At 71.3% G+C, this 24829-nt stretch carries 19 protein-coding genes; all 19 read right to left on the minus strand.

Translation table 11 applies throughout. The annotated features are described in order from the left end of the window. Window positions 1–15 precede the first annotated feature (15 nt). From rfbC to OG522_RS35315, 19 genes are read right to left on the minus strand one after another with little or no spacing between them, the layout of a single operon-like run. A complete protein-coding gene (gene rfbC, locus OG522_RS35225) occupies window positions 16–564 on the minus strand; it encodes a dTDP-4-dehydrorhamnose 3,5-epimerase (protein WP_329467104.1) in 549 nt (182 codons plus the stop codon). Beyond that, window positions 561–1832, minus strand: coding sequence for a polysaccharide pyruvyl transferase family protein (locus OG522_RS35230; RefSeq protein WP_329467105.1), 1272 nt, complete (start codon window positions 1830–1832; stop codon window positions 561–563). Before OG522_RS35230 ends, rfbC begins: the two co-directional genes overlap by 4 nt. Continuing rightward, window positions 1829–2776, minus strand: coding sequence for a glycosyltransferase family 2 protein (locus OG522_RS35235; protein WP_329467106.1), 948 nt, complete (start codon window positions 2774–2776; stop codon window positions 1829–1831). The genes OG522_RS35230 and OG522_RS35235 overlap by 4 nt, the downstream gene beginning before the upstream one ends. Beyond that, window positions 2773–4062 carry a hypothetical protein gene (locus tag OG522_RS35240; RefSeq protein ID WP_329467107.1) on the minus strand — a complete coding sequence of 430 codons (1290 nt, stop codon included), beginning with the start codon at window positions 4060–4062 and terminating at the stop codon, window positions 2773–2775. Before OG522_RS35240 ends, OG522_RS35235 begins: the two co-directional genes overlap by 4 nt. A 5-nt stretch (window positions 4063–4067) precedes the next feature. Further along, window positions 4068–5351 carry a DUF4910 domain-containing protein gene (locus tag OG522_RS35245; protein ID WP_329467108.1) on the minus strand — a complete coding sequence of 428 codons (1284 nt, stop codon included), beginning with the start codon at window positions 5349–5351 and terminating at the stop codon, window positions 4068–4070. Beyond that, complete coding sequence (locus OG522_RS35250; RefSeq protein WP_329467109.1) at window positions 5339–6364, minus strand: NAD-dependent epimerase/dehydratase family protein; 1026 nt, start codon at window positions 6362–6364, stop codon at window positions 5339–5341. Before OG522_RS35250 ends, OG522_RS35245 begins: the two co-directional genes overlap by 13 nt. A 3-nt stretch (window positions 6365–6367) precedes the next feature. Then, a complete protein-coding gene (locus OG522_RS35255; RefSeq protein ID WP_329467110.1) occupies window positions 6368–7015 on the minus strand; it encodes a PIG-L deacetylase family protein in 648 nt (215 codons plus the stop codon). Further along, window positions 7012–7818: a glucose-1-phosphate cytidylyltransferase gene (locus tag OG522_RS35260; protein WP_329467111.1), complete on the minus strand. Its 807-nt coding sequence runs from the start codon at window positions 7816–7818 to the stop codon at window positions 7012–7014. Before OG522_RS35260 ends, OG522_RS35255 begins: the two co-directional genes overlap by 4 nt. Further along, window positions 7815–9077: a class I SAM-dependent methyltransferase gene (locus OG522_RS35265; RefSeq protein ID WP_329467112.1), complete on the minus strand. Its 1263-nt coding sequence runs from the start codon at window positions 9075–9077 to the stop codon at window positions 7815–7817. The genes OG522_RS35260 and OG522_RS35265 overlap by 4 nt, the downstream gene beginning before the upstream one ends. Beyond that, a complete protein-coding gene (locus tag OG522_RS35270) occupies window positions 9074–10282 on the minus strand; it encodes a glycosyltransferase (protein WP_329467113.1) in 1209 nt (402 codons plus the stop codon). Before OG522_RS35270 ends, OG522_RS35265 begins: the two co-directional genes overlap by 4 nt. A gap of 2 nt (window positions 10283–10284) precedes the next feature. Then, complete coding sequence (locus OG522_RS35275; RefSeq protein WP_329467114.1) at window positions 10285–11586, minus strand: O-antigen ligase family protein; 1302 nt, start codon at window positions 11584–11586, stop codon at window positions 10285–10287. Between the two features lies 1 nt (window position 11587). Next, on the minus strand, window positions 11588–13126 hold the full coding sequence (locus OG522_RS35280; protein WP_329467115.1) for a right-handed parallel beta-helix repeat-containing protein: 1539 nt from the start codon (window positions 13124–13126) through the stop codon (window positions 11588–11590). 9 nt (window positions 13127–13135) lie between these two features. Next, window positions 13136–15103 (minus strand): heparinase II/III family protein, encoded by a 1968-nt coding sequence (locus OG522_RS35285; protein ID WP_329467116.1) that lies wholly within the window; start codon window positions 15101–15103, stop codon window positions 13136–13138. Then, on the minus strand, window positions 15100–17292 hold the full coding sequence (locus tag OG522_RS35290) for a bi-domain-containing oxidoreductase (RefSeq protein WP_329467117.1): 2193 nt from the start codon (window positions 17290–17292) through the stop codon (window positions 15100–15102). Before OG522_RS35290 ends, OG522_RS35285 begins: the two co-directional genes overlap by 4 nt. Window positions 17293–17320: 28 nt before the next feature. Beyond that, complete coding sequence (gene asnB / locus OG522_RS35295) at window positions 17321–19240, minus strand: asparagine synthase (glutamine-hydrolyzing) (RefSeq protein WP_329467118.1); 1920 nt, start codon at window positions 19238–19240, stop codon at window positions 17321–17323. 3 nt (window positions 19241–19243) lie between these two features. Then, the gene (locus OG522_RS35300) at window positions 19244–20773 is read right to left on the minus strand and encodes a Wzz/FepE/Etk N-terminal domain-containing protein (RefSeq protein WP_329467119.1); all 1530 of its coding nucleotides are present in this window, start codon (window positions 20771–20773) and stop codon (window positions 19244–19246) included. Further along, window positions 20770–22167 (minus strand): Wzz/FepE/Etk N-terminal domain-containing protein, encoded by a 1398-nt coding sequence (locus tag OG522_RS35305; protein ID WP_329467120.1) that lies wholly within the window; start codon window positions 22165–22167, stop codon window positions 20770–20772. Before OG522_RS35305 ends, OG522_RS35300 begins: the two co-directional genes overlap by 4 nt. Next, entirely contained in the window at window positions 22164–23444 is a 1281-nt protein-coding gene (locus OG522_RS35310) for a glycosyltransferase family 4 protein (RefSeq protein ID WP_329467121.1), read from the minus strand. Before OG522_RS35310 ends, OG522_RS35305 begins: the two co-directional genes overlap by 4 nt. Next, the gene (locus tag OG522_RS35315; protein WP_329467122.1) at window positions 23434–24750 is read right to left on the minus strand and encodes a nucleotide sugar dehydrogenase; all 1317 of its coding nucleotides are present in this window, start codon (window positions 24748–24750) and stop codon (window positions 23434–23436) included. Before OG522_RS35315 ends, OG522_RS35310 begins: the two co-directional genes overlap by 11 nt. Window positions 24751–24829: the final 79 nt, after the last annotated feature.

A 24829-nucleotide genomic window follows, 5' to 3' on the forward strand; every position in this document is an offset into this window, starting at 1 on the left:
TTGATGACTGTCGCTTCATGACTGTTGCTTGAGGGCCTCGGCGAGGCTCGGTGCTTCCCGGTCCCGCCGGGACATCGATGTGACCGGCAGCGGCCAGGGAATGGCGAGCTCCGGGTCGTCGAAGGCGATCGTCACGTCCTCGGCCGGATTGTGCGGTCGGTCGATCCGGTACGAGGTGTCGGCGGTTTCGGTCAGTGCCTGGAAGCCGTGCGCGCACCCCGCCGGGATGTACAGGGTCGTCTGCGTCTCGCCGGACAGCTCGAAGAAGGCCCGGTTGCGGTAGGTCGGCGAGTCCGTCCGCAGGTCCACGACGACGTCGAAGACCCTGCCGTACGAGCACCGCACCAGCTTGGCCTCGCCGGCGCCGGAGCGCAGGTGCAGGCCGCGCAGCACGCCCCGGACCGAGCGGGACAGGCTGTCCTGGACGAAGGCGTCCGGGTTGAGGCCCACCGAGCGCACCACGTCGGCGTCGAAGGTGCGGCAGAAGAAGCCGCGCTCGTCGGCGTACGGCGTCGGCTCGAACAGGTAAGCGCCGTCGATCGCCGGGACTTCGGTCGCCTTCATGGAGCCTCCCGCAGGGCGTGGGTGTGATCGGCCGCCGGGAACAGGGCCGCGGTCAGGGCGGTGAATTGGTCCTCCAGGCGCCGGGCGGCGATCGCGTTCCGTTCGGTGAGGATCCGGCGCAGCTCCGCCGATCGCCGCTCCAGGGCCCGGAACTGCTCGAACAACCGGCCCGCGTCGACCTCGCGGGCCGGGTGGCAGTACGCGCCGAGCCCCATCCGCCCCATGAGAGCGTCGCTCTTGGCCGCATAGCTGAGGGCGAGTGTCGGCGTGCCGGCCTTCAGCGCGCAGATCAGGTTGTGGTACCGGGTCGCCACCACGGTGTCGGCAGCTGCCATCTCCTTCATCAGGTCGGCCAGCGAGGACACATCGGCAGCGGTGACCAGCGGCGAGTCCACCGCGTCGAGGATCGCGGCGACCACCGGCCGGTCGACCTCGTCGCCGGTGAGCAGCCGGACCGGCCTGCCGTCCTCGACCAGCGCGCGGACGAACCGAGTCGTCCCGTCGAGGTAGCGGCGGTGGATCTCCTCGGCCCGGGTGCGGTCGTCGTTGCCGCCGTGGAAGTCCATGACGCCGACGCAGACCGGTCCCTGCGGGCCCGATGGCTCTTCCCCAACCTCTCCGACAAGCTCCGAGCAGGGGGTGCCCCATTCCCGCGGCGCCGGCAGGGCGAAGGCGAGGTCCGGGTAGACCTCGTCGCGCGCGGTGTCCACGCCCATCGCCCGCATCGCGTCGCGGGACAGGGCGTCCCGGTACGACCGGTACGTTGCCAGTCGCGCCGACCAGCGCACCAGGGCTCGGGTCGGCCGCCGGACGATCGCGGCGGCTCCCACGCCGACCAGCGCGACCCGGGTGCCGAAGAGCCGGCCTGTCGCGCAGAGCAGGAACAGCGAGTACGGGAAGCCCCACGGCCGCAGCGGCAGCGTGGCCTCCAGGACGCCCATGCCCGGCACGATCACCACGTCGTGCCGGCGCACCCAGGCGGCGGTGCGGACGGCGTCGACGAGTTTGCCCAGACCCTTGGCCGCGATCGCGCCCGCGCGCGACGCGGTCCGGTACTCCCCGCGGTACCAGTGCAGCCGCGTCGCGGGGATGCTGTACCGGGCCGAGACGATCTCGGGCCCGCCGCACAGCGCGTCCACCACCGCCGCCGGGTGCTCGGCGCGGAGGTAGCCGAGCACGGCCTCCAGTGACCCGTCGTTGCCGAGGTTGCCGGAGCCGAGCAGGCCGAACACCCCGACGCGCACCGGAGTTTGGTCCGCGGACGTCATGCGTTCCTCCCCTCCCGCCCTGCGACGAGGGCGTCGACGGAGACGCTGAGCAGTCCCGGGTCGACCGGTGCGCGGTCCTCGACCCGCTCGCCCGCGCCCGGCCGGACCCGGCTGGCCATCCAGGCGGCCAGGTGGCGGTAGCACGCGCGCCGGTCGGCAGCGGACAACGGCGCCCGCCGGATCGCCGCGAGAAAGCCCCCGACGTACTCGGCGAGCAGTCGGGGCGTCGGGTGCAGCGGGCCTGCCCGGCGCGGGTCGAGGTTGACGCACCGGGAGCGCTTGGAAGGGTTCGCCCGCTCGGCGCGGGTGGGGTGGTCGCGGCGGAAGTACAGCAGCTCCGGCACCTGGTGGAAGGGCCCGCGCAGCACGATCTCGGCGACGAACGTGCGGTCCGCGTGGTGATAGCTGTCGTGCGGCTTCACGCGGCGCAGTACGTCGGCCCGCATCACCCCGTAGAAGTCGTCACCACCGGGCTCGAACAGGAAACTGCGAAAGCGCTCCGGCGCGTGCGGCGAGTCGGTGGCGATCCCGTACTCGTACGGGACCTTCACCTGTCCCTCGCCGTCGATGACCGCCTGCCCGGAGTGCGCGAGGACCACGTGCGGCCGCTCGTCCAGCGCCTCGACACAGCGCTGCAGCAGGTCCCGGGCGTACAGGTCGTCGTGCGACGCCCACTTGAACAGCTCACCCCGGCACTCGGTGAACACGTGGTTGTGGTTCGGCGCGGCGCCGATGTTCTTCGGCAGCCGGAGGTACCGGATGCGCGAATCCCGTGCGGCGTACTTGCGGCAGATGTCCTGAGTACCGTCGGTCGAGGCGTTGTCGGAGACGACCAGCTCGAAGTCCTCGTAGGTCTGGCCGAGCAGGGCGTCGAACGACTCGGCGAGATACTCCTCGCCGTTGTACACGGGCAGTCCGATGCTCAGCCGGGGGTGGGCGGTCATGACGTCCTCACTTCGCGGATGGGTTTGTGGTGGCGCTCGCGCAGGGCGGACCTCAGCTGCAGCCACCACACGGCCGAGCCGCTCAGGGTCGCGGCTGCGACGCCCCAGGCCGAGCCGGCCGTGCCGCCCGTGGCCGCCCCGCCGAGACCGCCGATGACGTAGCAGGCGGAGGCGAACAGCTGGCTGCGCAGGCTGCGGCGGGCCGCGGCGAGCGCGCGAAGACCGGCCGCCGCGCCGGTGCCGAGGCCCGCGCCCGCGACGCCGAGCGTGACCGGCACGATGAGCTGCGAGGCGGAGTTCCAGACATCGCCGAGCACCAGCTCGCCGAGCCGGTCCGGCACCAGCAGCAGCGCCGTGCCCCAGAGCAGCGCGGCGACGGCCTGCCCGCCGCCAAGGAGGAGGCAGAACCCGCCGAGGCGGTGCGGGGCCCGCCGCAGCACCCGGGCCGCCTCCGCGACGGTGACCAGCGAAAGACCCATCAGCACGGCCATGAACGGGCCGAGCAGGAGCTCCGCGCCCCGGACCACGCCCACCGCGCTGACCCCGACGATCGCGCCGAGGCCGTACGCCCGCAGCTGGCTCGCGCCGCTGACACCGACGTTCTCGACCAGGTACCGGTAGCCGAGGTCGCGGTGCCCGCGAAGCCACCCGCGCGCTCCGGTCACCCGGGGCCGGATGCCGGACTGGAAGCAGCCGTACACCCCGGCCACCGCGGCGGACCCGCCCCAGGCGAGCACAAAAGCGGCCACAATGCCCACGCGGGCCGCCACCACCATGGCCGGGACGAGCGCGACGCCCCACACCAGGTCGTTGACGAACGCCTTCCGCCCCGTGCCGGCGGCGAAGAACGCGTACCGCCACGCATCCTGCAACAGCAGCCCCGGCAGCATGACGCCGAGGCAGGCGAACGCGGGCCCCACACCGCCGCCGAGGGCGAGGCCGACCGCCAGACACGCCGCGCCGATGGCGGCACCGACGCCGAGCGCGGTGCCCGAGGACCGGGTCACCGCCCCGCGCCATGACGCGTCCGGCACGCCGCTGAAGCGCACCACGAGCGGGTCGGTGGCAAGGCCGCGGGAGACGCTGAGCACCACGCCGTAGGTCACCCAGGCCAGACTGAACACGCCGAACGCGGCCAGCCCGAGCGAGCGGGCCACATAAATCCCCACCGCGAAGTTGGACACGCTGGAGGCTGCCTGGTCGGCCAGTCCCCAGGACAATCGGCCGACGATGGCCCGCCGGGCGGCTCCCGCCGCGGTCGTCGTCTTCTCCCTCTCGGTGGTCATCGGCGTCACGCCTTGATCAGCCCGGCGCCGTGCAGGGCACCTGCCGCGGTGGCGACCGTGTCGAACGGCAGCCCGGACCGCTCGGCGACGTCCAGCAGACTGTGCTCGCCGTCGGAGAGACTGAGCACCCAGAGCATGGCCATCTCGGCCTGCTTCGCGTCGCTGCGCCCGCCGAGCGAGTCGTACAAACCCCGTCGGCCCAGCTGTGGTTCGCCGTAGGGACTGAGGTTGACGTACCGCCGGTTGCGGTCGAGCACGGCGAACGCCTCGCGGCAGACGGCGAGCGTGTCCGCCATCGCGGCCGGGGAGACGAAGTCCAGGTTGTCCGCCGAGGTGTGGTATTCGGGGTAGCCGGCGTACGGGGTCCGGCTGAGCGAGCCCACGCCGAGATCGAAGCCGGGCGAGCAGAACTGCCGCTCGTCGTAGCCGTACGGGATGAACTCGGCGACGTGGTGCGGGCGTTCGGATGCGCTCAGCACGTGCCGAAGCACCCGGTCGATCTCCGCGTCGCCGCGTCTGCTCTGTTTGTACGTCAGTCGGCCCGGGTCTCCGGCGCAGGCCAGCACGAGGCCGTGCTTGACCCGCTCGACCCGCTCCGCGTTGCGGGCCAGCCAGGTGATCGCCCCGATGGTGCCGGGCGCGAAGATGAACCGGTAGGTGTAGTAAGGAGTTTGCTCCGCCAGCGCCCGCGCCAGGAACGCCGCCACCGCGACGCCGGCCAGGTTGTCGTTGGCGAGTGAAGGGTGGCAGACGTGGCAGGAGACGATCACCTCGTCGGCGACCTGCCCGGGGACCACGTGCTCGGCGTAGGTGAGGTGGCCATCGGTGAGCGTGGAGTCGATGCGTACCTCGTACTCGCCGTCCGGCAGCGCGTCCAGGGTGTCCTGGGCCAGGCAGAACCCCCAATCCCGCTTGTAGTAGCTGGTCCGGTACGGCACCCAGGACGGATGGTCCGACAGGGTGTGCAGGTGCCCGCGCAGCTCGGCCAGCGGCATCCTCGCCGACACCGGCACGCTGTAGCCGAGCACGTGCAGGTTGGACGCGGCGAAGTCGACGACCCGGTTGCCCGCGGTGTCCGCGATGTACGCGTCCCGGATGTTCCACTCCTGCGGCACCGTCCAGTCGAGCACCTGAGTCCCGGTCGGCACCTCGTGCACCCGCAGCGGGACGTACTCGCCGACGATCTCCAGGGTGGCGCGCACACCGTCGCCGGTGATGCTCCGGCACAGCGGGTACAACCGCTCCACCAGTGCGTGCATCTCTTCGCCGACCGCGGTCATCGGCGCCACCGCAAGGTGTCGTCCACGATGCCGGCGTCGGACGCGGCGCGCAGCACGGCGAGGCGCGTGAAGCGTCGCTCGAAGTCCTCCCGGGTCAGCCCGAACTTCCGGTAGGCGTCGGCGAGTTCCAGCGCGCCCTGCTTGACCGTCCACTCGCAGTCGAAGCCGGGCACCGCGGCCCGGAACCGGGAGAAGTCGACCCGGTACGACCTCGGGTCGGCACCGGTCTCCCCGGTGATCACCACCTTGGAGCCGGACACCGCCTCGGCGACCTGTCCGGCGATCTCGGCGACCGTGACGTTGTTGATCTCGCTGCCGATGTTGAACGCCCGGTCGTGCACCGCTTCCCGCGGCGCGATCAGCGCGGCCGCGAAGGCCCGCGCGATGTCGGCGGCGTGCACCAGCGGGCGCCAGGGCGTGCCGTCGGAGAGCACCAGGACCTCACCGGACAGGAGGGCGTGGCCCACCAGGTTGTTCAGCACGATGTCGGCACGAAGCCGGGGTGAGTGGCCGAAGGCGGTGGCGTTGCGCATGTACACCGGGCTGAAGTCGCCGTCGGACAGCGCGTGCAGGTCGTCCTCCACCCGCACCTTGGACTCCGCGTACGGCGTCACCGGGCGCAGCGGGGCGTCCTCCGCCACCAGTTCATCGCCGCCCGCGGCGCCGTAGACCGAGCACGTCGACGCGTACAGGAAGCGCCGCGCTCCGGCGTCGCGGGCCAGCCGGGCAAGGCGCACGGACGAGTGGTGGTTGATGTCGTAGGTGAGGTCAGGCGCCAGCGATCCCAGGGGGTCGTTGGACAGGGCGGCCAGGTGGATCACGGCGTCCACCCCGGCCACGTGTTCGGCCGTGACGTCGCGCAGGTCCACCCGATGCCCCCGCGGGTCCGTGGGTATCGGGCCCAGGACGCAGTCGGCGAACAGGCCGGAGTCGAGCCCGACGACCTCGTGCCCGGCGGCCGCGAGAACCGGGGCCATCACGGTGCCGAGGTAGCCCTGGTGTCCGGTCAGCAGTACGCGCAAGGTTCATTCCCCCAGGTCGAGAGTGAGTTTGGTGACGGCGAACGCCTCGGCGTAGCGCGCCTGGCATTCGATGCCGCGGATGCGTGCAAGACCGAGGAAGGCTTCCCGGTCGTACCAGGGCCGGTGCCGTTGCGAGGGGTAGTGCTCCTGCAACAGCCGCGCCTTTCGTTCGGCGATCTCCGGCGCGAGCGGCTGGTACGCCGCCGGACAGCCGAGATCGCCGTCCCACTTGACGATCTCGTAGCCGAGCACGAGGTGGTCGCGGAACGCGGTGGGTATCAGCTTCGCCAGGCCGCGGTGGTCCTGGTGCGCGTCATCGGTGCGCGGGGCCAGCACAAGATCCGGTTCGGTCCCCGCGCGCAGCTCCTCGACCGCGGCCTTGGCCTCGTCCCAGTACGCCGGCAGCCGGCCGTCGGGCAACTTGTGCACGGTCAGCCGCAGTTCGGCACCCGGACAGAAAGCGGCGAGCGCGGCCTGCTCCTCCTGCTCCCGCTCGCTGCCACCACCGGAGAGCACTAGCGCGTCGATGCGGATGCCCGGCCGCGCGAGACACAGCGTGAGGAGCGTGCCGCCTGCGCCGATGGCGATGTCGTCGCAGTGCGCGCCCACCGCGACGAGCCGGTCAACGCGCCCGGCCCTGAGCCGGATCACGCGGTCCTCACCGCACTCGGGCCCGCGACGGCCCGTTCCCACACGGCCCACGGGCGGTCGCCCCGGGCGTAGGCGGCGTCGAGCGCGGCCCGTTCCTTCACGGTGTCGGTCGGCTTCCAGAAGCCGCGGTGCTGGTGGGCCACCAACCGCCCCCGCTTGGCGAGTTGGGCGCATCCGTCGGCGACCAGGTCCCCGTTCTCCGGTATGTGCTCGAAGACCTCCTGACGGAGCACGAAGTAGCCGCCGTTCTCCCACAGCGGCAGTTCGCTCACCGCGGTGATGCCCCCCACCAGGCCGTCCTCGCCCAACTCCACGCAGTGGAACGAGGACTGCGGCGGCACCACCATCATCGACGCACCGGCGTCGCGCCGGGCGAACCGGTCGATCATCTCCGGCAGTGGGGCGTCCGTGAGCACATCGGCGTAGTTGGCGAGGAACATCTCGTCGCCGTTCAGATAGTGGCGCACCCGGCGCAGCCGCTCCCCGATCGGGGACTCGACGCCGGTCTGCACGAACGTGATCGTCCAATCGGAGATGTCGGTGGATAGCAATTCGGTCCGCCCGCCTCGTAGCACGAAATCGTTGGACGTCGTCTCCTCGTAGTTGAGGAAGAAGTCCTTGATGTGGTGGGCCCCGTACCCGAGACACAGGATGAACTCCGTGTGCCCGAAGTACGCGTAGTAGCGCATGACGTGCCAGATCAGCGGCCGCGGGCCGACCATCGCCATCGGCTTGGGCACGTCGTCGGAGGCTCCGTTGCGCATACGCAGTCCGTATCCGCCGCAGAACAGCACGACCTTCATGGCTTGACCTCGACAATGCTCAGTTCCGGGATGGGAAAGACAAGTCGGCCGCCCCAGGCGTGCACGAACGACAACTGCTCGATCAGCTCGGCCCGCAGGTTCCACGGCAGGACCAGGACGTAGTCCGGTTTGTCGGCGGCTATCCGCTCGGGCGGCAGGATCGGAATGCGGGTGCCCGGGGTGAACCTGCCGTGTTTGTAGGGGTTGCGGTCGACCGTGTAGGGGAGCAGGTCGGGCCGGATTCCGCAGTGGTTGAGCAGAGTGTTGCCCTTGCCGGGGGCGCCGTAGCCGACCACCGTCTCGTCGCGCTCGGCCGCCTCGATCAGGAACCGCAGGAGGTCCCGGCGCACCTTGGCCACCCGGGCGGAGAACTCGGTGTACCCGGACAGCTCCCGCAGCCCGGCGGCCTTCTCCCGGTCCAACACCTCAGCCACCCGTCCCGAAGCTCCGGGCCCGGATTGACCGGGGGACACTCCGTCGGCCGCCTCGGCCGGCCGGGCCCACAGCCGGATGGAGCCGCCGTGCGTGGGCAGCAACTCGACGTCCACGAGCGCGAGTCCGCCGCTCGCAAGGGCCCGGCTCGCGGACGCGACCGTGTAGTACTGGAAGTGCTCGTGGTAGATCGTGTCGTACTGGTTCTCCTCGATCAGGGTCAGCAGGTGCTGCACCTCGATGGAGACCCAGCCGTTGTCGGCGACCAGGGCGCGCAGCCCCCGGGTGAAGCCGACCACGTCGGGGATGTGCGCGTACACGTTGTTGGCCACGACCAGGTCCGCCGGGCCGTGCTCGGCGCGGACGGCCGAGCCGACCTCCGGGTCCAGGAACGCCGTGAGCGTGGGCACGCCCGCGTCCCGCGCCGCGGCACCGACGTTCACCGACGGCTCGATGCCGAGGCAGCGGATCCCGCGGTCGACCACGTGCCTCAGCAGGTAGCCGTCGTTGCTCGCCACCTCGACCACGAAGGCGTCGGAGCCGAGACCCACGCGCTGTACGGCGTCGGCGACGAACGTGCGCGCGTGCTCCACCCAGGAGGTCGAGTAGGAGGAGAAGTACGCGTACTGCGTGAACGTGTCCTCGGGAGTGATCAGCGGCGGGATCTGCGCGAGCCAGCAGTCGGTGCAGACCCGCAGGTGCAGCGGGTAGGCGGGCTCCGGTTGATCCAGTTGGTCCGCGGCGAGAAAGCTCTCGCACGGTGGTGTCGCTCCGAGATCGACAACGCTCACCAGCGTCGTCGATCCGCAGAGTCGGCATCGTGTCATTTACTGCCCCCCATTGATTCCGACCGACCCGCGATCGCGGTGCGGTACTCCTCCACCAGGTGCTTCAGCCCGACGGCCGGGCTGAACCCCTGCTCGTAACGGCGCCGGGCCGCCTGGCCCATCTCCCGGTTGCGGGCCGGCCCGGCCGTGATCCGGCGCAGACAGGACGCGAGCGAGGCGGCTTCGCCCGGCCGGTGCAGCAGCCCGGTCACCCCGTCCTCGACGAGCTCGACGAAGGCGCCGTGACCGGCGGCGACGGCCGGTACCCCCGCCGCCATCGCCTCCACGACCACCAGTCCGAACGCCTCCAGCCATGTCGAGGGAGCCACCACGGCGACCGAACGCGCGATGGCCTGTCGGCACTGTGCGGAGTCGTACAGGCCGGCGTACCGCACGTCGTCCCGGCCCGCCGCCCAGGCGGTCACCTCTCGCTCCAGTGGCCCCGCGCCGGCGACCACGAGCGGCACGCCCACACCGCCGTCGGCGGCGATCTCGTCCCACGCGGCCATGAGCAGCCGCACGCCCTTGGCCTCCGCGAGCCGGCCGAGATAGAGCAGGTGCTCCCCGTCGCTCTCTCGGCACGTGCCCGGTTCCGGCACGAAGTTGTGCTTCACCGCAAGGCGTTCGGGCGGCATGCCGGCCCGCATCAGGACATCGCGCTGCGCCCCGGAGATGCAGAAGAACCGCTCCACGCCGGACCACCACCGCCGCCGGTTGACCGACAGGCTGACCGCGAGCGGCACCGTCGCGAGCCGGGAGCCGCGGTAGCAGCCGTGCCGGACGGCGGGCAGGGGTGCCGCTCCGACGCACTCGGTGCACGGTCGACCGTCCCGCTGCAGCGTGCCGGGCGGACAGACCTGGGTGTAGTTGTGCAGCGTGGCGACGGCGGGCACGCCGGCGTCGGCACAGGCGGCGAGCACCGCGGGCGACAGGAGCGGGAAGACGTTGTGGACGTGCACCACGTCCGGCCGCTCGCTGCGAAGCCGGGCGGCGAGTTCCGCGCGGACCCGCGGGTTCCACGGCACCAGGAGCGGCACCGCCGCCTTGGCAAGGAGTGACCGGGCGGCGATGTCGTCGCTGCGCCGCTCGAACACCTCGACCCGGTGGCCGGCCGCGCGCAGCAGCTCCACCTCCTGGTCGACCACCTTGTTCTCCCCGCTCGGCTGCGCCGAGGAATAGCGGTTGTGCACCACGAGGACGTGCATGCTCAGGTCACCTCCGATCTCCGGGCCCAGCGCGGGATGTGTCGTCGAGGGTCTGCGGGCGGGGGGAGGTGCGTCGCCGCAGGTGTCGCGAGGAGCGAGGCGGCCACGGCCAGATGCAGCAGATACGGCGAGGCGTCGCCGAGCCCGGCCTCCGTGTACGACGCGATCGCGCAGTAGCTGATCAGGAAGATCGCGCAGGCCCTCGGCAGTGACGGCGGCCGCAGCAGCGCGACGCCGGCAAGCACGATGATGATCGCCGCCACGAGGGCGATGCCGACCAGACCCTGCTCGTTGTAAACGGCCAGCCAGCTGTTGTCGATCGGCAGCCCGCCGAACGACTTGTCGCCCAGGCCCACTCCGAACAGCTGCTCCGAGGTCGTCCGGGGTGCTGCCAGCAGGGCGTCCCAGACCTTGGCCCGACCGGTGAGGTTCGAGAAGTTCTCCTGGCTCTGTCCGCGCAGGAACCACGCCTGTAGCGCGGAGCTGAACCCCACCGCGGCCACCACGGCGCACAGCACCGTCCAGCTGAAGAACCGGCGGGCCGCGGCGCTGGTCAGGATGAGCGAGCCGATCGCCAGCGCGAGGCCGGTGAACAGTCCGAGCGTGGCCGTGCGGGTATGGGTCAACGCGAGCAGGACGAGTGACGGCACGATGACCGCCGCCGCGCCGGCCCTGTCGGTCCGGCGGCCCAGCACGAGCAGCACGGTGAGCCCGATGATCACCGCGGCGTACTGCCCGATCTGTGGCGGCGTGAGCGGCCACAACGCGCCGACGAGGCGCCCGCCGTAGAGGTCGGGCATGGCCGCGCCCGGTGAGGCGACCAGGCCGGCGGCCACCGACCCGAGTACCGCGAAGTACATCCGGATGTGGTGCCGCACGAACGTCATGCCGCCGTCCCACCAGCGGCTCAGGAGCCACAGCGTGCCGGTGAAGAGAGCCAGACGGACACACCGGAACAGCGCGCCGAACCCGGACTCCAGGTGCGCACTGGAGATCACGCTCGACACCAGCAGCAGGGTGAGCAGGAACAAGTAGGCGCTGGCTCGGACGCGCAGCCGGAGATTGAGTGCGAGCGCCAGCGCGAACGCGGTGACCAGCGCGCCCATGGTGGCTATCTGGATGAGGGAGCGGGGCAGCGGGATGATGGTCTTCGCCCCGGCGGAGCCGAGCGTGTTGAGGATCAGCAGCCCCCAGACGATCCCGACGATCCTCGGCGTGCCGGCCGGGCGTGGTGCGGCGCCGGGCTGCGTGCCCGCCGTTTCCGGTCCGCCCGGCAGCCAGCCGCGCCTCAGGTCCCCGTCCATCTCAACCACCGGCCCGTGGGGCGAAGGTGCTGCCCGCGTCCTGCTGGTACGGACTGCCCTGCCACTGCCCGGAGTCGAGCACCCGGCTCGGGTCCTGGGCGACGAATTGCCATGCTCCGGCGTAGACGTTGTCGTGCCAGCGGTTGTCCTGCTTGAGGGTGATCGCCTCAGCCACTCGCTCGCCCTGGTACGGCGACCAGTTCGGATAGGTGCCGTAGTTGGAAAGCACCGCCATGCGGTCGCACTTCGCCGGGCACTTGACGACGGCCTTGTCCAGCACGAAGCGGTTGTCGTGGATGTCCACCCGCTGGGTCTTCCACCGGCAGTCGGCGTAGAGCGGAGCGGTGGCGATCGCCGGCCGCGCGCAGCGGTCGGATTGCCGCACCAGCAACGTGCAGTCGCCGGAGGAGGTGTTGGCCGGGCTGTTGCAGAACCGGTCGGCGTTCTCCCACAGGGTGATCCCGTTCCAGTTGTTCTCCAGCACGTTCCGATCGATCTCGATCTTGTCTGTACGGGCTCGGATCCGTGGTTCGCCGCCGGACTCGGACAGATAGATGGTCGCGAACGGGAAGGTGTCCCCGCGGTCGGCGTACTTGCGGCCCTCGACCCAGTTGTTCCGCAGGATCGTGTTGTTCCGGATGACCGCGTTGTAGCTGGTCTCGTAGATCAGCGCGGCACCGTCGTTGGCTTCGAGCACGTTGTCCTCGATGCGGAAGTCGTTGTTGTTCGTGTCCGCCCACAACCCGGCTCCGCGGTTGTCGTGCACCCAGTTGCCGCGTACGTCGGCGCCGTTGACGGCCCAGAACTTGACGCCTCCGGTGCAGCCGCAGCCCGGATCCCGCCGCTCCCAGTCGTCGGTGTTGTTGGCCACGATCTCGTTGCCCTCGACCACCAGGCCGCTGACCGGGTCACCCGTCTTGTACGCGTTCATGCCGTACTGACCGTTGCCGCGAAGGCAGTTGGCGCGGATCTGCTGGCGGGCACCGGCCATCAGGCCGGCGCCGGAGTTGTACTGGATCGCCGCGTGCTCGATCACCCAGCCGTCGGCCGAATCATGGTTGACCACGCCCTCGTTCTGCGGCGCGACGAATCCCTGCACGGTCAGGTAGCGGATGGTGACGTTGCGGGCGGTACCGCCGAACGCGTACTGGTTGGTCTTGCGGCCGTCGAGCACCGCGCCCGGGGCGCCGACGTAGCTGTCCCCGTCCTTGGGGATGATCTGGGCGTAGCGGTCCGGTTCGAGCGTGTGCCTGCCCGGTCGTAGCCAGAACGTGGTGTTCGGGGGGCTGCTCTTGGTCTTCGCGGCCAGGTCACCGGCCACCGCGGGGTCGACCGTCACCGCGCCCGCCGGCGCCTTCGCCGGCCCGGCCGGGGGTTTGGCGCACACCCGGGCCACGGACGTGGCGGGCGCCCCGGACGCGGATGGCGTACCGGTCGGCTCCGCCGGGGCGTCCGACGTGCTCGTACAGCCGGTCGCCGCCAGCAGGACCAGCACCAGCGGTGCCGCCGCCGACGCCCAGTTCCGCGACTTGATCCCCACGCGTCCTCCCTAGCCGCGGAACCTGAGTACGGTGGTGAAACCCGCCGCGCCGTCGGCGAAGCCGGTGCCGACCAGCGCTGTGGCGGGTTCCTTGCGCCCGAAGCCGGCCGAGTACCAGCCCAGCGGCGGATCGGTCTCGCCGCGATGCGCCCGCCAGCGCAGCTGCTCGGGCAGGTCGAGCACCGCGGAGCGGCCCTCGCCGTCCCGGACCCAGGTGAGCACGGCCCGGTTCCCCACCAGGTCCGCGGCGACCGTCGGGCCGAGGTGGAACGCCAGGCGCACGGCCCGGCGCGGGCCGTGCACCTCGTCGACCACGCTCAACTCCTTTGCCGCGGAGGTCAGTTCCACCCGGCGGCGGTGCACGGAGTTCTGGTATCCGTCGTGCTCGGCGCACCAGCGGGCCACACCCGTGTGGGTTGTGTCCGCCACCAGGACACGGCTGCGGGCGTGCCGGGTCCACAGGAACGGTCCGCCGGAGACGGACTGGTCGGCGCCATCCAGTTGCAGGGTGTTGTGGCCGAGGGTCGAGCGGAAGTACTGCCGCCACTCGGGCTGCCCGTGGTAGCAGAACGTCCCCGGGTCAGCGAGCACGTCGACCCCGTCGTGCCGGACCTCCACGGACAGCGCGTCCGCATGGGCATGCGCGGCGATGGACAGGAAGCCGTGCGGACCGGCGTCACACCGGCACCAGATTTCTTCCGGTCCGCGCAGGATGGTCATGCCCGCGTCCGCGAAGTGGCTTGGGCGGCTTGCCGGGCGGGTCACGGATGGCGCGGTGCCATCCTTCGAGGACGGCCGGATGAGCGCGGCAAGGAGCGGGGTGCGCACATCGGTGCCGGTCACCGCCGGCCACCAGGCGAGCCGACCGAACACGGCGTCCCCAGTGGCAAGCAGCGAGGCCCACCGGTCGGTGCCCGCGCCGTCCACGATCAGTCCGTGCCCGTCGTCCGCGTCCCCCTGGCGCGGCGGCCGCAGCCGGCTGTCCACGATGGCCGCGAGCGCGTCGGTCATCCGCAGCAGCACCAGCCGGATGGACACGGGGACCGGCACACCCGCGGCATCCGCCTCGGCCACCGCGGCCAGGGCGAGCTCCAGCACAAGTCCGTGGTACTCGGTGGCCAGCTCGCGGTTGAGGCCGGAGGCGAAGGTGTTGCCGCGCAGGTTCCGCTCCAGCGACCGCAGCGCGTCGGCCCGCCAACGCGCCGAGGAGGGGAACCACCCGAACGCGCAGGCCGCTGCGAACTGCCCGGCGGCCTCGGCGATGACGTGGTTGTTCGCCGACGACCCCCGGCTGGGGAAGGCGGCCAGCCAGCGCTGGTGGTGCCAGATCTGCTTCCGCGCCACCGGGTTGTCCTCGAACAGCCCGGCCACGCCCGGCCAGCCGTCGAGCAGCCGGCGGATCCATACCCAGGAAAGCAGCCGGATGCCCAGCTCGATGCCGCTGATCCAGTGCGCGCCGCGCAGCGGCGGGTTGGCCGACCACCATGACCGCAGGTGCTTGGCCACTCGCTCGGCGTACCGCTCGTTCCCGGTGATCGCGTAGGCGGCAGCGAGCACGGTGAGGTACTGATGCCGGGACAGCTCCCAGATCTGCTTGATGTCCCCGACCACGTCCTCGTTCCGGTACGCCACGTCGAAGGCGTAGCCCCACGGCGCCCGGCGCCCGGTCTTCGGGTCGCACCACCAGTCCGGGTCGGCCATGTCGTAGCGGGCCACCCCGAAAAACTCGGCGTGACCGTCCATCAGCCGGTCCGCCTGCGCGATGAGACGTTTCGCGGCGTCCGGTGACACCGTGGCGATCGTCCCGGCGGGCAGTGCGGCGGTGAACCGGGCGCCGGTCACGCTCGGGCACTCCGGTCGCGCGGACCGCCATCGTCGCCTGCGCACCGCGTCGCCCACCCGGCCGCCAACCTCCCGCGGTCCCATCCGGGACAGCCGCCGCAGGTACCAGCCCGCACTCGCTGCGTTCACCGTCATCGCGCCCCCGCCAACGTCACCGGCGCGCCGCCGACCAGGCCGGCCTGCACGGCGAGGGTGGCCGCCGTAGTGGCGACCAGCGACTCCAGCGGCACCGGCATCGGTCCGCCGGTCCGCACGGCCTTGATGAACGCGGCCAGTTCGGCGGCCTGGCCCTTGTCCCGGGCCTTGGGCAGCCGCGAACTGACCCACCGCTTGCGGCCGTAGACCGCGGCACGGACGAAGTCGTCGAGCCGCAGCACCTTGCCGTCCGCGACCAGGTCCAGCGTCTCCTTGGGGAAGCCGGGCGCGCCGGAGGTGACGTAGCTGATGGTGGCGGTGGACCCGTCCGGGTAGCGCAGCACGACCTGTAGGTCCTCGTTGCCGGAGGCGGCGACCGCGTACACCGAGACCGGGTCGGCCGCGAGCAGCCAGCTCACCGTGTCGATGAAGTGCCCGCCCTCCCCGGCGAACCGCGAGCCCTCGGTGCCCTGTTGGAGGTACCAGCTGCCGTGGTCAAGACGGCCCGCGTTGACCAGGTAGCGGACGCTCGCCGCTCCGGTCCGGGCGCCGAACCGCTTCCTGGCCTCCTGCAGCAGCGGCGCGAACCGGCGGTTGAAGCCCACTTGGAGCCGGTCGTTGCCGGACTCCTCCACCGCCGCGAGCACGCCGGCCAGCTCGTCCTCGGTGAGCGCAAGGGGCTTCTCCACGAACACCGCCTTGCCGGCGAGGAGTGCCCTTCGGGTCAGTTCGGCGTGCGAGCTGTGCCGGGTGACCACGAACACCGCGTCGATGGACGGGTCGCCGAGCACGGCGTCGAGATCGGTGGTCGCCCCGGCGAACCCGAACTTCCGCTGCGCGTTGGCCGCGGACAGCGCCGTCGTGGTGACGACGGTCGACAACTCGACGCCGTCGCGCTGTGCCAGGTGCGGCAGCAGCATCGACGTCGCGTAGTTTCCCGCGCCGACGAAGGCCAGCCGCACCGGCGCCCCGACGGGCCGGGCCGGGGCGGACACCGGGCCGCTGCGTCGTTTCACCGCGGGCACGGCCACTGCCGGGGCCGCCGCCTCTGCAGCCCGGTCCGGGCGGTCGGGGTACCGGAACAGCACGGCCACGGCCTTCAGGTCGCCGTCCTTCAGACGCTGGTACGTCTCGACGGCGTCATCGAAGTGGGCCGTGTGGGAGACCAAGGGCTCCACGTCGATGCGGCCGCGGGCGAGGAGATCGAGGAAGCACGCCAGGTTGCGGCGCTCGGTCCAGCGCACGTAGCCGATCGGGTAATCCCGCCCATCGAGTTCGTACTCCGGGTCATAGCGCCCGGGGCCGTAACTGCGGGAGAACCGGACGTCGAGCTCTTTCTCGTAGTACGCGTTCCACGGCAGGTCCAGGCGGCACTTGCCGATGTCGACGACCCGGCCGCGGTCCCGGCAGAGCCGGGCGGCCAGCTCGACGGGCTGGTTGCTGCCGCCGCCGGCGGCCAGATACACCTGGTCCACGCCGTGACCACCCGTGAGTTCGGCGACGGCAGCTTCCACGGCCGCGGACGCGGGGTCACCGCAAGCCGCGGCGCCCAGACGTTCGGCGAGCTCGCAGCGCACCGGGTCGGGGTCGACCCCGACGACGCGGACCCCCGAGGCGGCGAGGAGTTGCACCACCAACTGCCCGATCAGCCCGAGGCCGATGACCAGCGCCACATCGCCGAGCTGTGACTCGCCGCGGCGGACCCCCTGCAACGCGATGGACCCGACGGTGCCGAAGGCCGCGGGCCGCGACGCCAGGCCGTCCGGCACTGGGGCGTAGAGGTTCTTCGGCACCCAGTTCAACTCGGCATGCAACGCGTGCTCATTGCCGGCGCAGGCCACGAGGTCGCCGACCTTCACATCGTCTATCCCGGCGCCGACCTGCTCGACCACCCCGCACAGCGAGTAGCCGAGCGGCGTGTAGGAGTCCAGCTTGCCCATCACCTTGCGGTAGGTGGCGCCCACCCCGTTGGTGGCCACGCTCTGTGCGACCTTGGCCACCTGGTCCGGCCGGGAACGGGCCTTGCCCAGCATCGACATGCCGGCCTCGGACACCTTCATCAGCTCGGTCCCGGTGGATATCAGCGAGAAGGCGCTCCGGACCAGTACACCGCCCGGCTTGCACCCCGGCACCGGCACGTCGAGCACCGCCAGCTCGCCACTCTTGTAGTTCTGCACAACCTGCTTCACCCGAACTCCTCTTAATTCCTACGCATGGTCAAGCGAGGCCGGACCCGGAGGTCGCGCCGCGATACCAGTACTCGAGGGTCAGCACATGCCACAGATGCTTGGAGAAGTCCCGCCGCCCGGCGGCGTCCTCGGCCACCATCCGCGCCAGCGCGTCGCGGCGCAGGAAACCGGAACGGACGAGCACGCCGTCGTTCACCACTTCGCGCACCAGCGGTGCCAAATCCCGGCTCATCCAGGCGCGCAGCGGGGCGCTGAACAGTCCCTTGGGCCGGTACACGATCTCCCGGGGCAGGATCGAGGTGGCCGCCTCCTTCAGTACGGCCTTGCCCTGACGTCCGACGATCTTGCGATCGCCGGGCACGGTGAAGGCCGCCTTGACCACCTCGACGTCCACGTACGGCACCCGCACCTCGGTCGACGCGGCCATGCTCGACCGGTCCGTGTACGCGAGGTTCAGGCCCGGCAGAAACATCCGGGCATCTCCCAGGCACATGCGGTTGACGAAGTCGTCGAGGTCGTTGTCCTGGTAGATGTCCGCGTGCTCGGTGAGCACGTCCTCGACGGTCCCGGCCAGGTCCGGATTGACCAGGGCGAGCAGGTCGTCCTGGTCGTACATGGTGTAGCTGCGCCGGAACGCGGTCTCCTCCGGCAGATCGGCGAAGGAGAGGAACCGCTTGGCGAAGCGCACCGACCGGTACCCCCGGCGGGAGGTGGCGACCGGCAGCCGGTCCACGGCCGCGGACAGGCCGCGCCGCAGGGGGCGCGGGATGCGCTGGTAGCGCAGCGCGAGCAGGTTGGCCACATGTTTGCGGTAACCGGCGAACAGCTCGTCGGCGCCCATCCCCGACAGCATCACCTTGACCCCGGCCTCCCGGGCTGCCGAGCAGATCAGGAAGGTGTTGATCGCGGCGGGGTCACCGATCGGCTCGTCCAGGTGGTACGTCATCTGCGGCAGCAGGTCGAGCACATTCGGAGCGATCTCGATCTCATGCAGGTCGATGCCGAAGCGCTCGGCGACCTGTCTGGCATAGCGCAGGTCGTCCGGCATCGCCTCGAACCTGGCGTCCTCGGTGCGGAATCCGATCGTGTAAGCGGAGATCCCGGGCTGGTGGCGGGCCGCCAGCGCGGTCAGGTAGCTGGAGTCGAGCCCGCCGGAGAGGAAGGTCGCCACGGGTACGTCGGAGAGCAGATGCCGCCGATTCGACTCCTCGACGATGGCAGCCACGTCCGGCTGCTCGCCGCCCCGGGCCCGCTCTGCGGCCTCGGCGGCGACGTCACGGAGGTTCCAGAACCGGGCGCGCTCCACCCGGCCGTCGGGCCGGCACCTTAGCCAGCTCCCCGGCGGCAGCTTCTCCACTTCGCGAAACGCGCAACGGGAGTCCGGCACCCAGTAGTACAGCAGCGAGGCCACCAGCGCCGCATCGTCCACTCGCAGCGACCCGCCGGTCACGGCGGCCAGCGCCTTGAGCTCGGAGGCGAACACCAGACCCTCGCCGCGCCGGAGCAGGAACAGCGGCTTGATGCCGAGCTGGTCACGGGCGAGCACCAGGTCACCGGTCTGCTCATCGAAGATCGCGAACGCGAACATGCCGCGTAGCCGGGGCAGGCAGTCCGTGCCCCAGCGCCGCCAGGCCTCAAGGAGTACCTCGGTGTCGGAGGTGCCGCGAAAGCGCACCCCAGCGGCTGCCAGCTCGGCACGCAGATCGGGCGCGTTGTACAGCTCGCCGTTGTACGTCAGGGCGAGGCCGCCCGAGACCATCGGCTGGGCGCCGGTCTCCGACAGGTCGACGATGGCCAGTCGGCGGTGGCCGAGGTGCACTTCGCCGTCTCCGGCGGGGTGGCTGTACCGGCCCGCGCCGTCCGGACCGCGGTGGGCGAGGGTATCGGTGAGCCGGTCGGTCACTGCCTTCCCGTCCGGCCATCGGTACGTTCCTGTGATCCCACACATCTTCTACCGCGCCTCCTGGTCGCTGTCCGGGACCCGCGCGGCCGGCATCGACGGCCGCTCCTTGCGCAGCCGGCCCGTCCCGTTCTGCCGGACCGACAGCTCGTGATGGCCGCGCAGCGCCGTGTGCAGCCCGTCCCACAGCGTGCCGTCGGTCCGGTCACGGGGATCGGGGTCGATCAGCACCACACCGATCACCGGAATGCGCTGGTCCGCGAGTTGGCGCGCCACGGTGTGCAGCCATGCGGCGCTGCCATGCCCGGCACGCACGACGAGCACGGTCCGGCTACCGAGGTACTGGAGGTCGCTCCACGCCGTGCCGGGGGCGACCGAGCCGACGCCCAGCCGGCGCACCCGGTGCGGCATGGCCGCGGCACGCTCGCCGCTGACCACGGCCGGGCCTCCCGGCTCCTGGCGGCTGTTGGCGAGCTCCGCGCCGGGAAGGCCGTCGATGACGACCACTGGCCCGTCCGCCGCCAGTGTGCTGGCGACGTCAAGGGCGATCACACTCGTGCTGCGCGCACAGCCCAGTTCCAGCAGCGACACCGGCCCCGTGGAGCCGCGCACGGTGCGGGCCAGGGTCGTGGTGAGCCGTTCGCCCGCCGCCCGGACCTGTCGGCGCTGCCACAGCCCGGCCGGCCGGCGGGGCGCGCGGCGCAGCTCCGCGATGACCGAGGCGCCCAGGTTCGCCGCGATCTCCCGGCGCAGCACGGGGCGGTCCGCCACCACCGTGCCGACCGCGGCCAGCGAGAGCCCGAGGACGAGCCCGAGGACGAGCCCGATCGCGGCGTTGGTGAGAGCGGCCCTGGGCAGGGAGTGCCGCACCGCGCTCGGGGCATCCACGATCTGCGTGCCGGCGATGAGTTGGGGCGTGCCGGTGCGCGCCTCGGCGGCGCGCTGGTCGAAATCGGTGATCCGCGAGCTGAGTTCGGCCCGCCGGGCGAAGAGTGACTCGATGCTCGCCGACGCCTTCGGATCGCTACCCGGCGCCCGGTTCCCGATCTCCTTGTTGACCTGGGCGAGTTCGCCCTGCAGGCGGTCACGCTGGTCGAGCAGGGCCTTGGCCTGGGCATCCGAGGCTTCCTGAACCCGCCGCACGTGATTCGCGACGAACGCATCGGCCAACGCCTTCGCGCGAGCCACCGCTTGCGCATCGCTGCCGCCCGTCACGGTGATCTGCAACAGGTTGTTGGTCAAGCCGGTGCCCCCGTAATCCCGCATGAAGTCCTCAGGGCGTTCCGGGGACTTGAGGGACTGCAGAGCCGCGTCGGCGATCCGGGTGGTCTGCAGCAGCGCGACATCGGTGCGGATCAGCGTTCCGGGGTCGTTGGGCTGGTCTCCCTCGTGCGCGACCAGCACCTTGGTCACCGCGGTCGGCGGCGGCGGCAGCAGGACCGCCACCGCCGCGCCGACCAGCAGCCCCAGCAGCGCCAGGGAGCACCAGAGGCGACGGCGCCTGCGCACCGCCACCACCAGGGCGTGCAGATCAAGGAGGGGAACCGAGGACACCGACTCCGAATTCCTGCTCGTCGTCACACGGAACCTCCCCACGCCTGGCCGCGAGCCGCGAGCGTCAGGGCGCCGCCGTCCGGGGGCTGTTCGGCAGACCGCGCCGGACGGGCCAGGACCGGGCCGGCGATGACGATGCCGACGACCTCGTGCCTGCCGTCAGCACACGCCTCGGCGATGCCCGCGAGCTCCTCAGCCGTCCAGCTGCCCGCGCTGAGCACGACCAGGGCACCGGACTCGGTCTCGCGGTCCGGCACGATCGGCTGGGACACCGAAACCCCCACCACCCGCAGCTTGGGGTATCCCCTGCTCGAAGAGCTTGGGGAAGGACCAGCGTCGGCCTCGGCGACGAGTTGCTCGGCAGCTTGCCGGGCGATCTCGTCGCCGTCCGGCACGATGACCAACAGCCGCCGAGAATCGGGCAGTTGATCCCGGAGGTGAGCGCACACCCGCCGGTAGCGGATCCGCCTGCCGGCCTCGTCGCCGGACGTCTGCGGGGTCGGTGTGTCCCACCGGGTGTCGACGCCGAGCAGCCGGCGGATCCAGGCCCGCGCGCCCCGGCCCTTCGGGCGGTGCGGGTGCCGTTCACCAGGTACATCGACGGTGCCGAGCAGCACCGAGCCCAGCGCTGCGGCGATCTCCGGTTCCGAGCGCAGCCGACGATTCATCCGGGCGGCGACGAGATGGCCGATGACTGCGAGCAGGATGAACAGCAGCGCCCCGGCGCCGATGAGCTGCATCCTCGTCGGCGGTGCCTGGCTGGTCGGCCGGGCCGCGGGCCCCATGACGACCATGCCGGCCTTGTTGGCCGCCGGGTCGGCCTTGTCCAGTTTCTTCATGGCGTCCGCCAGCCCGGTGCGCAGCTTTTCGAGCTCGGTGCGGGCCTGCACGCTCTCCACGGTCTGCCCGGGATCGGCCGCATTGGCCAGGTCGGTGATGCGCTGGTTGGTCTCCGCCACCTGCTGCCGCAGTGCCCCGGGCCCGGTGGCCGCGCCGGGGTCGGTGCTGTCGCCCGCGATCCGCGCGGCGAACGTGACGAATTGCTGGGCCACCTGGTCGGAGAGCCGCTGCGCGCGCTCCGGGGTGTCGGCCGTGCCCGAGATCTTGATGATGTTCCCGTCGGTGGCGCTGGCGCTCACTCGACCCAGCAGGTCGCTGCCGCTGACGCCCGTCCAGCCGAGCGCGGCGGCCGCGCGGTCGACCACCGCCGAACTGGCCGCGATCTCCGCCTGGGTCAGCAGCTCGCGGTCCTCCCACTGCCCCGGCAGCAGTACCGATGCCGACGCCGTGTAACGCGGTGGGAACAGCACCGAGGTGCCATAGCCGACGAGCGCGCCCACCAGGGCGAGGATGGCGAGAAGCCGCCAGCGCCGGCGGAGAATCCGCCCGATCGTGACCAGGCGTATCGTGTCATCGCTCAACGGCGCGGCCACCTCTTGTTCCGGGCCGGGTCGCCCGCCGACACCGGAGCGTGGTCACGGCAGGCAGCGGCGTACGCGGCGAGCAGCGACGCTTGCGAGTTCCGCCAGGAAAGCGGTCCGCCGATCCGCTCCTGGCCGATCTTGCCCATCCGGGCCCGCTTCTCCGGATCGTCCAGCAACAGCGCGATGAGCCCGGCGAATTCGGCCTCGTCGTTGGCGGTCGCATAGAGGGCGGCGTCACCGGCGGAGACCCGTGCCTCCCGGAGGTCGAACGAGACGATCGGCCGGCCCATCGCCATGTACTCCAGGACCTTGTTCATGGTCGACACGTCGTTGAGCGGATTGCGCGGGTCGGGGGAGAGGCAGACGTCCGCGGTGGACAGGTAGCGCACCAGATCGGCGTCCGGAATGCGCCCGGTGAACTGCACCTGCTCGCGGAGCCCGAGCCGCCGGGACAGCTCCACCATCGCGTCGAACGCGTCGCCGGCGCCGACGAACACCGCATGCCAGTCGGTCCGCCCGAGCTCGTCGCGCATTTTCGCCAGGGCCCGCAAGGCGTAGTCGACGCCGTCCTGAGGGCCCATGACGCCGAGGTAGCACAGAAGATGGGGCTTGCCGCGCTTCAACTCCGGCTCGGGCGGCACCGGTTGGAACCGGTCGGTGGCGGGCGCGCTGCGCACCACGAAGACGTCCGCCGGCCGCTTGCCGCCACGGCGCAGCGCGACGTCCCGGTAGCTCTCGTTCGTGGCGAGCACGACGTCCGCGGCCCGGTAGGTCAGCCGCTCCAGCGCGCACACGGCGCGGTGGAGCAGGTCCTCGCCACGGTCGAACCGGGAGAGATACAGCTCGGGTACCAGGTCGTGCTGGTCGAAGACGAACCGCGCGCCGCGCCGCTTGAGCCACAGGGCCGGCAGGAACAGGAGGTCGGGCGGGTTGCAGGCGTGGACCACGTCGACCGGGCCGACCTTGCGGGCCAGCCGGGCCGTATGCCACAGCGCCGTTCCGTACTCCCGCAGGTAGCCGGCCGGCCCTCCGGTGGCCGCGTGCAACGGGTAGCGGTGGATCCGCACCCCGTCGATCACCGCCTCCGGCTCCGTGTCCCGCGTGCGCCCCCGGGGACAGATGACGTGCACCTCCCAGCCCGCGTCGCGCAGCGTTGTGCACTCCTGCCACACTCGCCGGTCGAACGGCACCGACAGGTTCTCCACCAGGATGAGCGCGCGCCGGCCCTGCCGGTTCCCGCTGACCGTGTCATCGAACGATGTGTCACCAAGCAAGGCCCATGTACCCCGGTTCGGCCCGGCGCGCGTCGGCGTCGGGAAGATGGATGAGGTCGATGAGCACCGGTCCTTCGCCATGGGGCAGCGCCGACAGCACGGCCGGATCCCTGGTCCCGACCAGACACACCTCGGAGTGCTCCAGGACCTCCTCGACGGAATTCGCGAGCAGCTGCGCGAGGTGCGGCAGCCGGGTCTCGATGTACTCGCGGTTCGCGCCGAGCAGCCGCGAGAGGCTCACGTTGGCGTCGTAGATCCGCAGGTCGTAACCCCTGCCGAAAAGCGTCTCCGCCAGCTCGACGAGCGGGCTCTCGCGGAGGTCGTCGGTGCCGGATTTGAAGGACAGCCCGAACAGGCCCGCCCGGCGCTTGCCGGTTCGCTCCACCAGCTCCACCGCGCGCTGCAGATGTGCCGAGTTGGAGGGCAGCACGTGGGCGAGGATGGGCACCGAGACGTCGGCCCGCTGCGCCGCGTGGACCAGGCTGCGCAGGTCCTTGGGCAGGCAGGAGCCACCGAAGGCGAAGCCGGGCCGCAGATATGCGGGGCTGATGTTCAACTTGCGGTCGGCCAGGAACACATCCATCACCTGGTGCGAGTCCACCCCGAGCGCCTGGCACACCGCGCCCAGCTCGTTCGCGAAGCCGATCTTGAGGCCGTGGAACGCGTTGTCCGCGTATTTGATCGCCTCGGCTGTCGGGATGGGCACCCGGAACACCTCGCCGGGCAAGCCGTCGTACAGCGCGATCACCGCGTCGCCGCTTGCCGGGTCGAGTTCGCCGATGACGCTCTTGGGCGGGTCGAAGAAGTCCTGCACGCTCGTGCCCTCGCGCAGGAACTCCGGGTTGACCGCGACCCCGAAGTCCGCCCCGGCCGTGCCGCCGACGTACTTCTCCAGGATCGGTACCAGCAGGTTAAGACATGTGCCCGGGAGCATGGTGCTGCGGAACACGATGGTCTGCCGCCCGCCCCGCTCGGCCAGCACGGCGCCGATCTGCTCGGTGACCCGTTCCAAGTACGTGGTGCACAGGCTGCCGTTGGGCTCCGACGGAGTGCCCACGCAGACCAGCGACACCTCGCTGCCCATGATCGCCTCGCGGACGTCGCCGGTGGCGCGTAACGCTCCGGTCCGCACCACATCGGAGATGAGTTCCCCGATCCGTTCCTCGACCACCGGGGCCTTGCCGTCGTTGACCAGGTCGACCTTCACCTGGTTGACGTCCACACCGATGACCTCGTGCCCCATGCCGGCCAGGCACGCGGCCGACACACAGCCCACGTAGCCGAGCCCGAAAACGCTGACCTTCACGACCCGTCCCTCCCCCCAGGCAGGCCCTGCCGGCCTGCGGTCCGCGCGCCTGCGGGACCGTTGAGTTGCGGCCCTCCGC

The sequence above is a fragment of the Streptomyces sp. NBC_01431 genome (assembly GCF_036231355.1).
Taxonomy (GTDB): domain Bacteria; phylum Actinomycetota; class Actinomycetes; order Streptomycetales; family Streptomycetaceae; genus Streptomyces.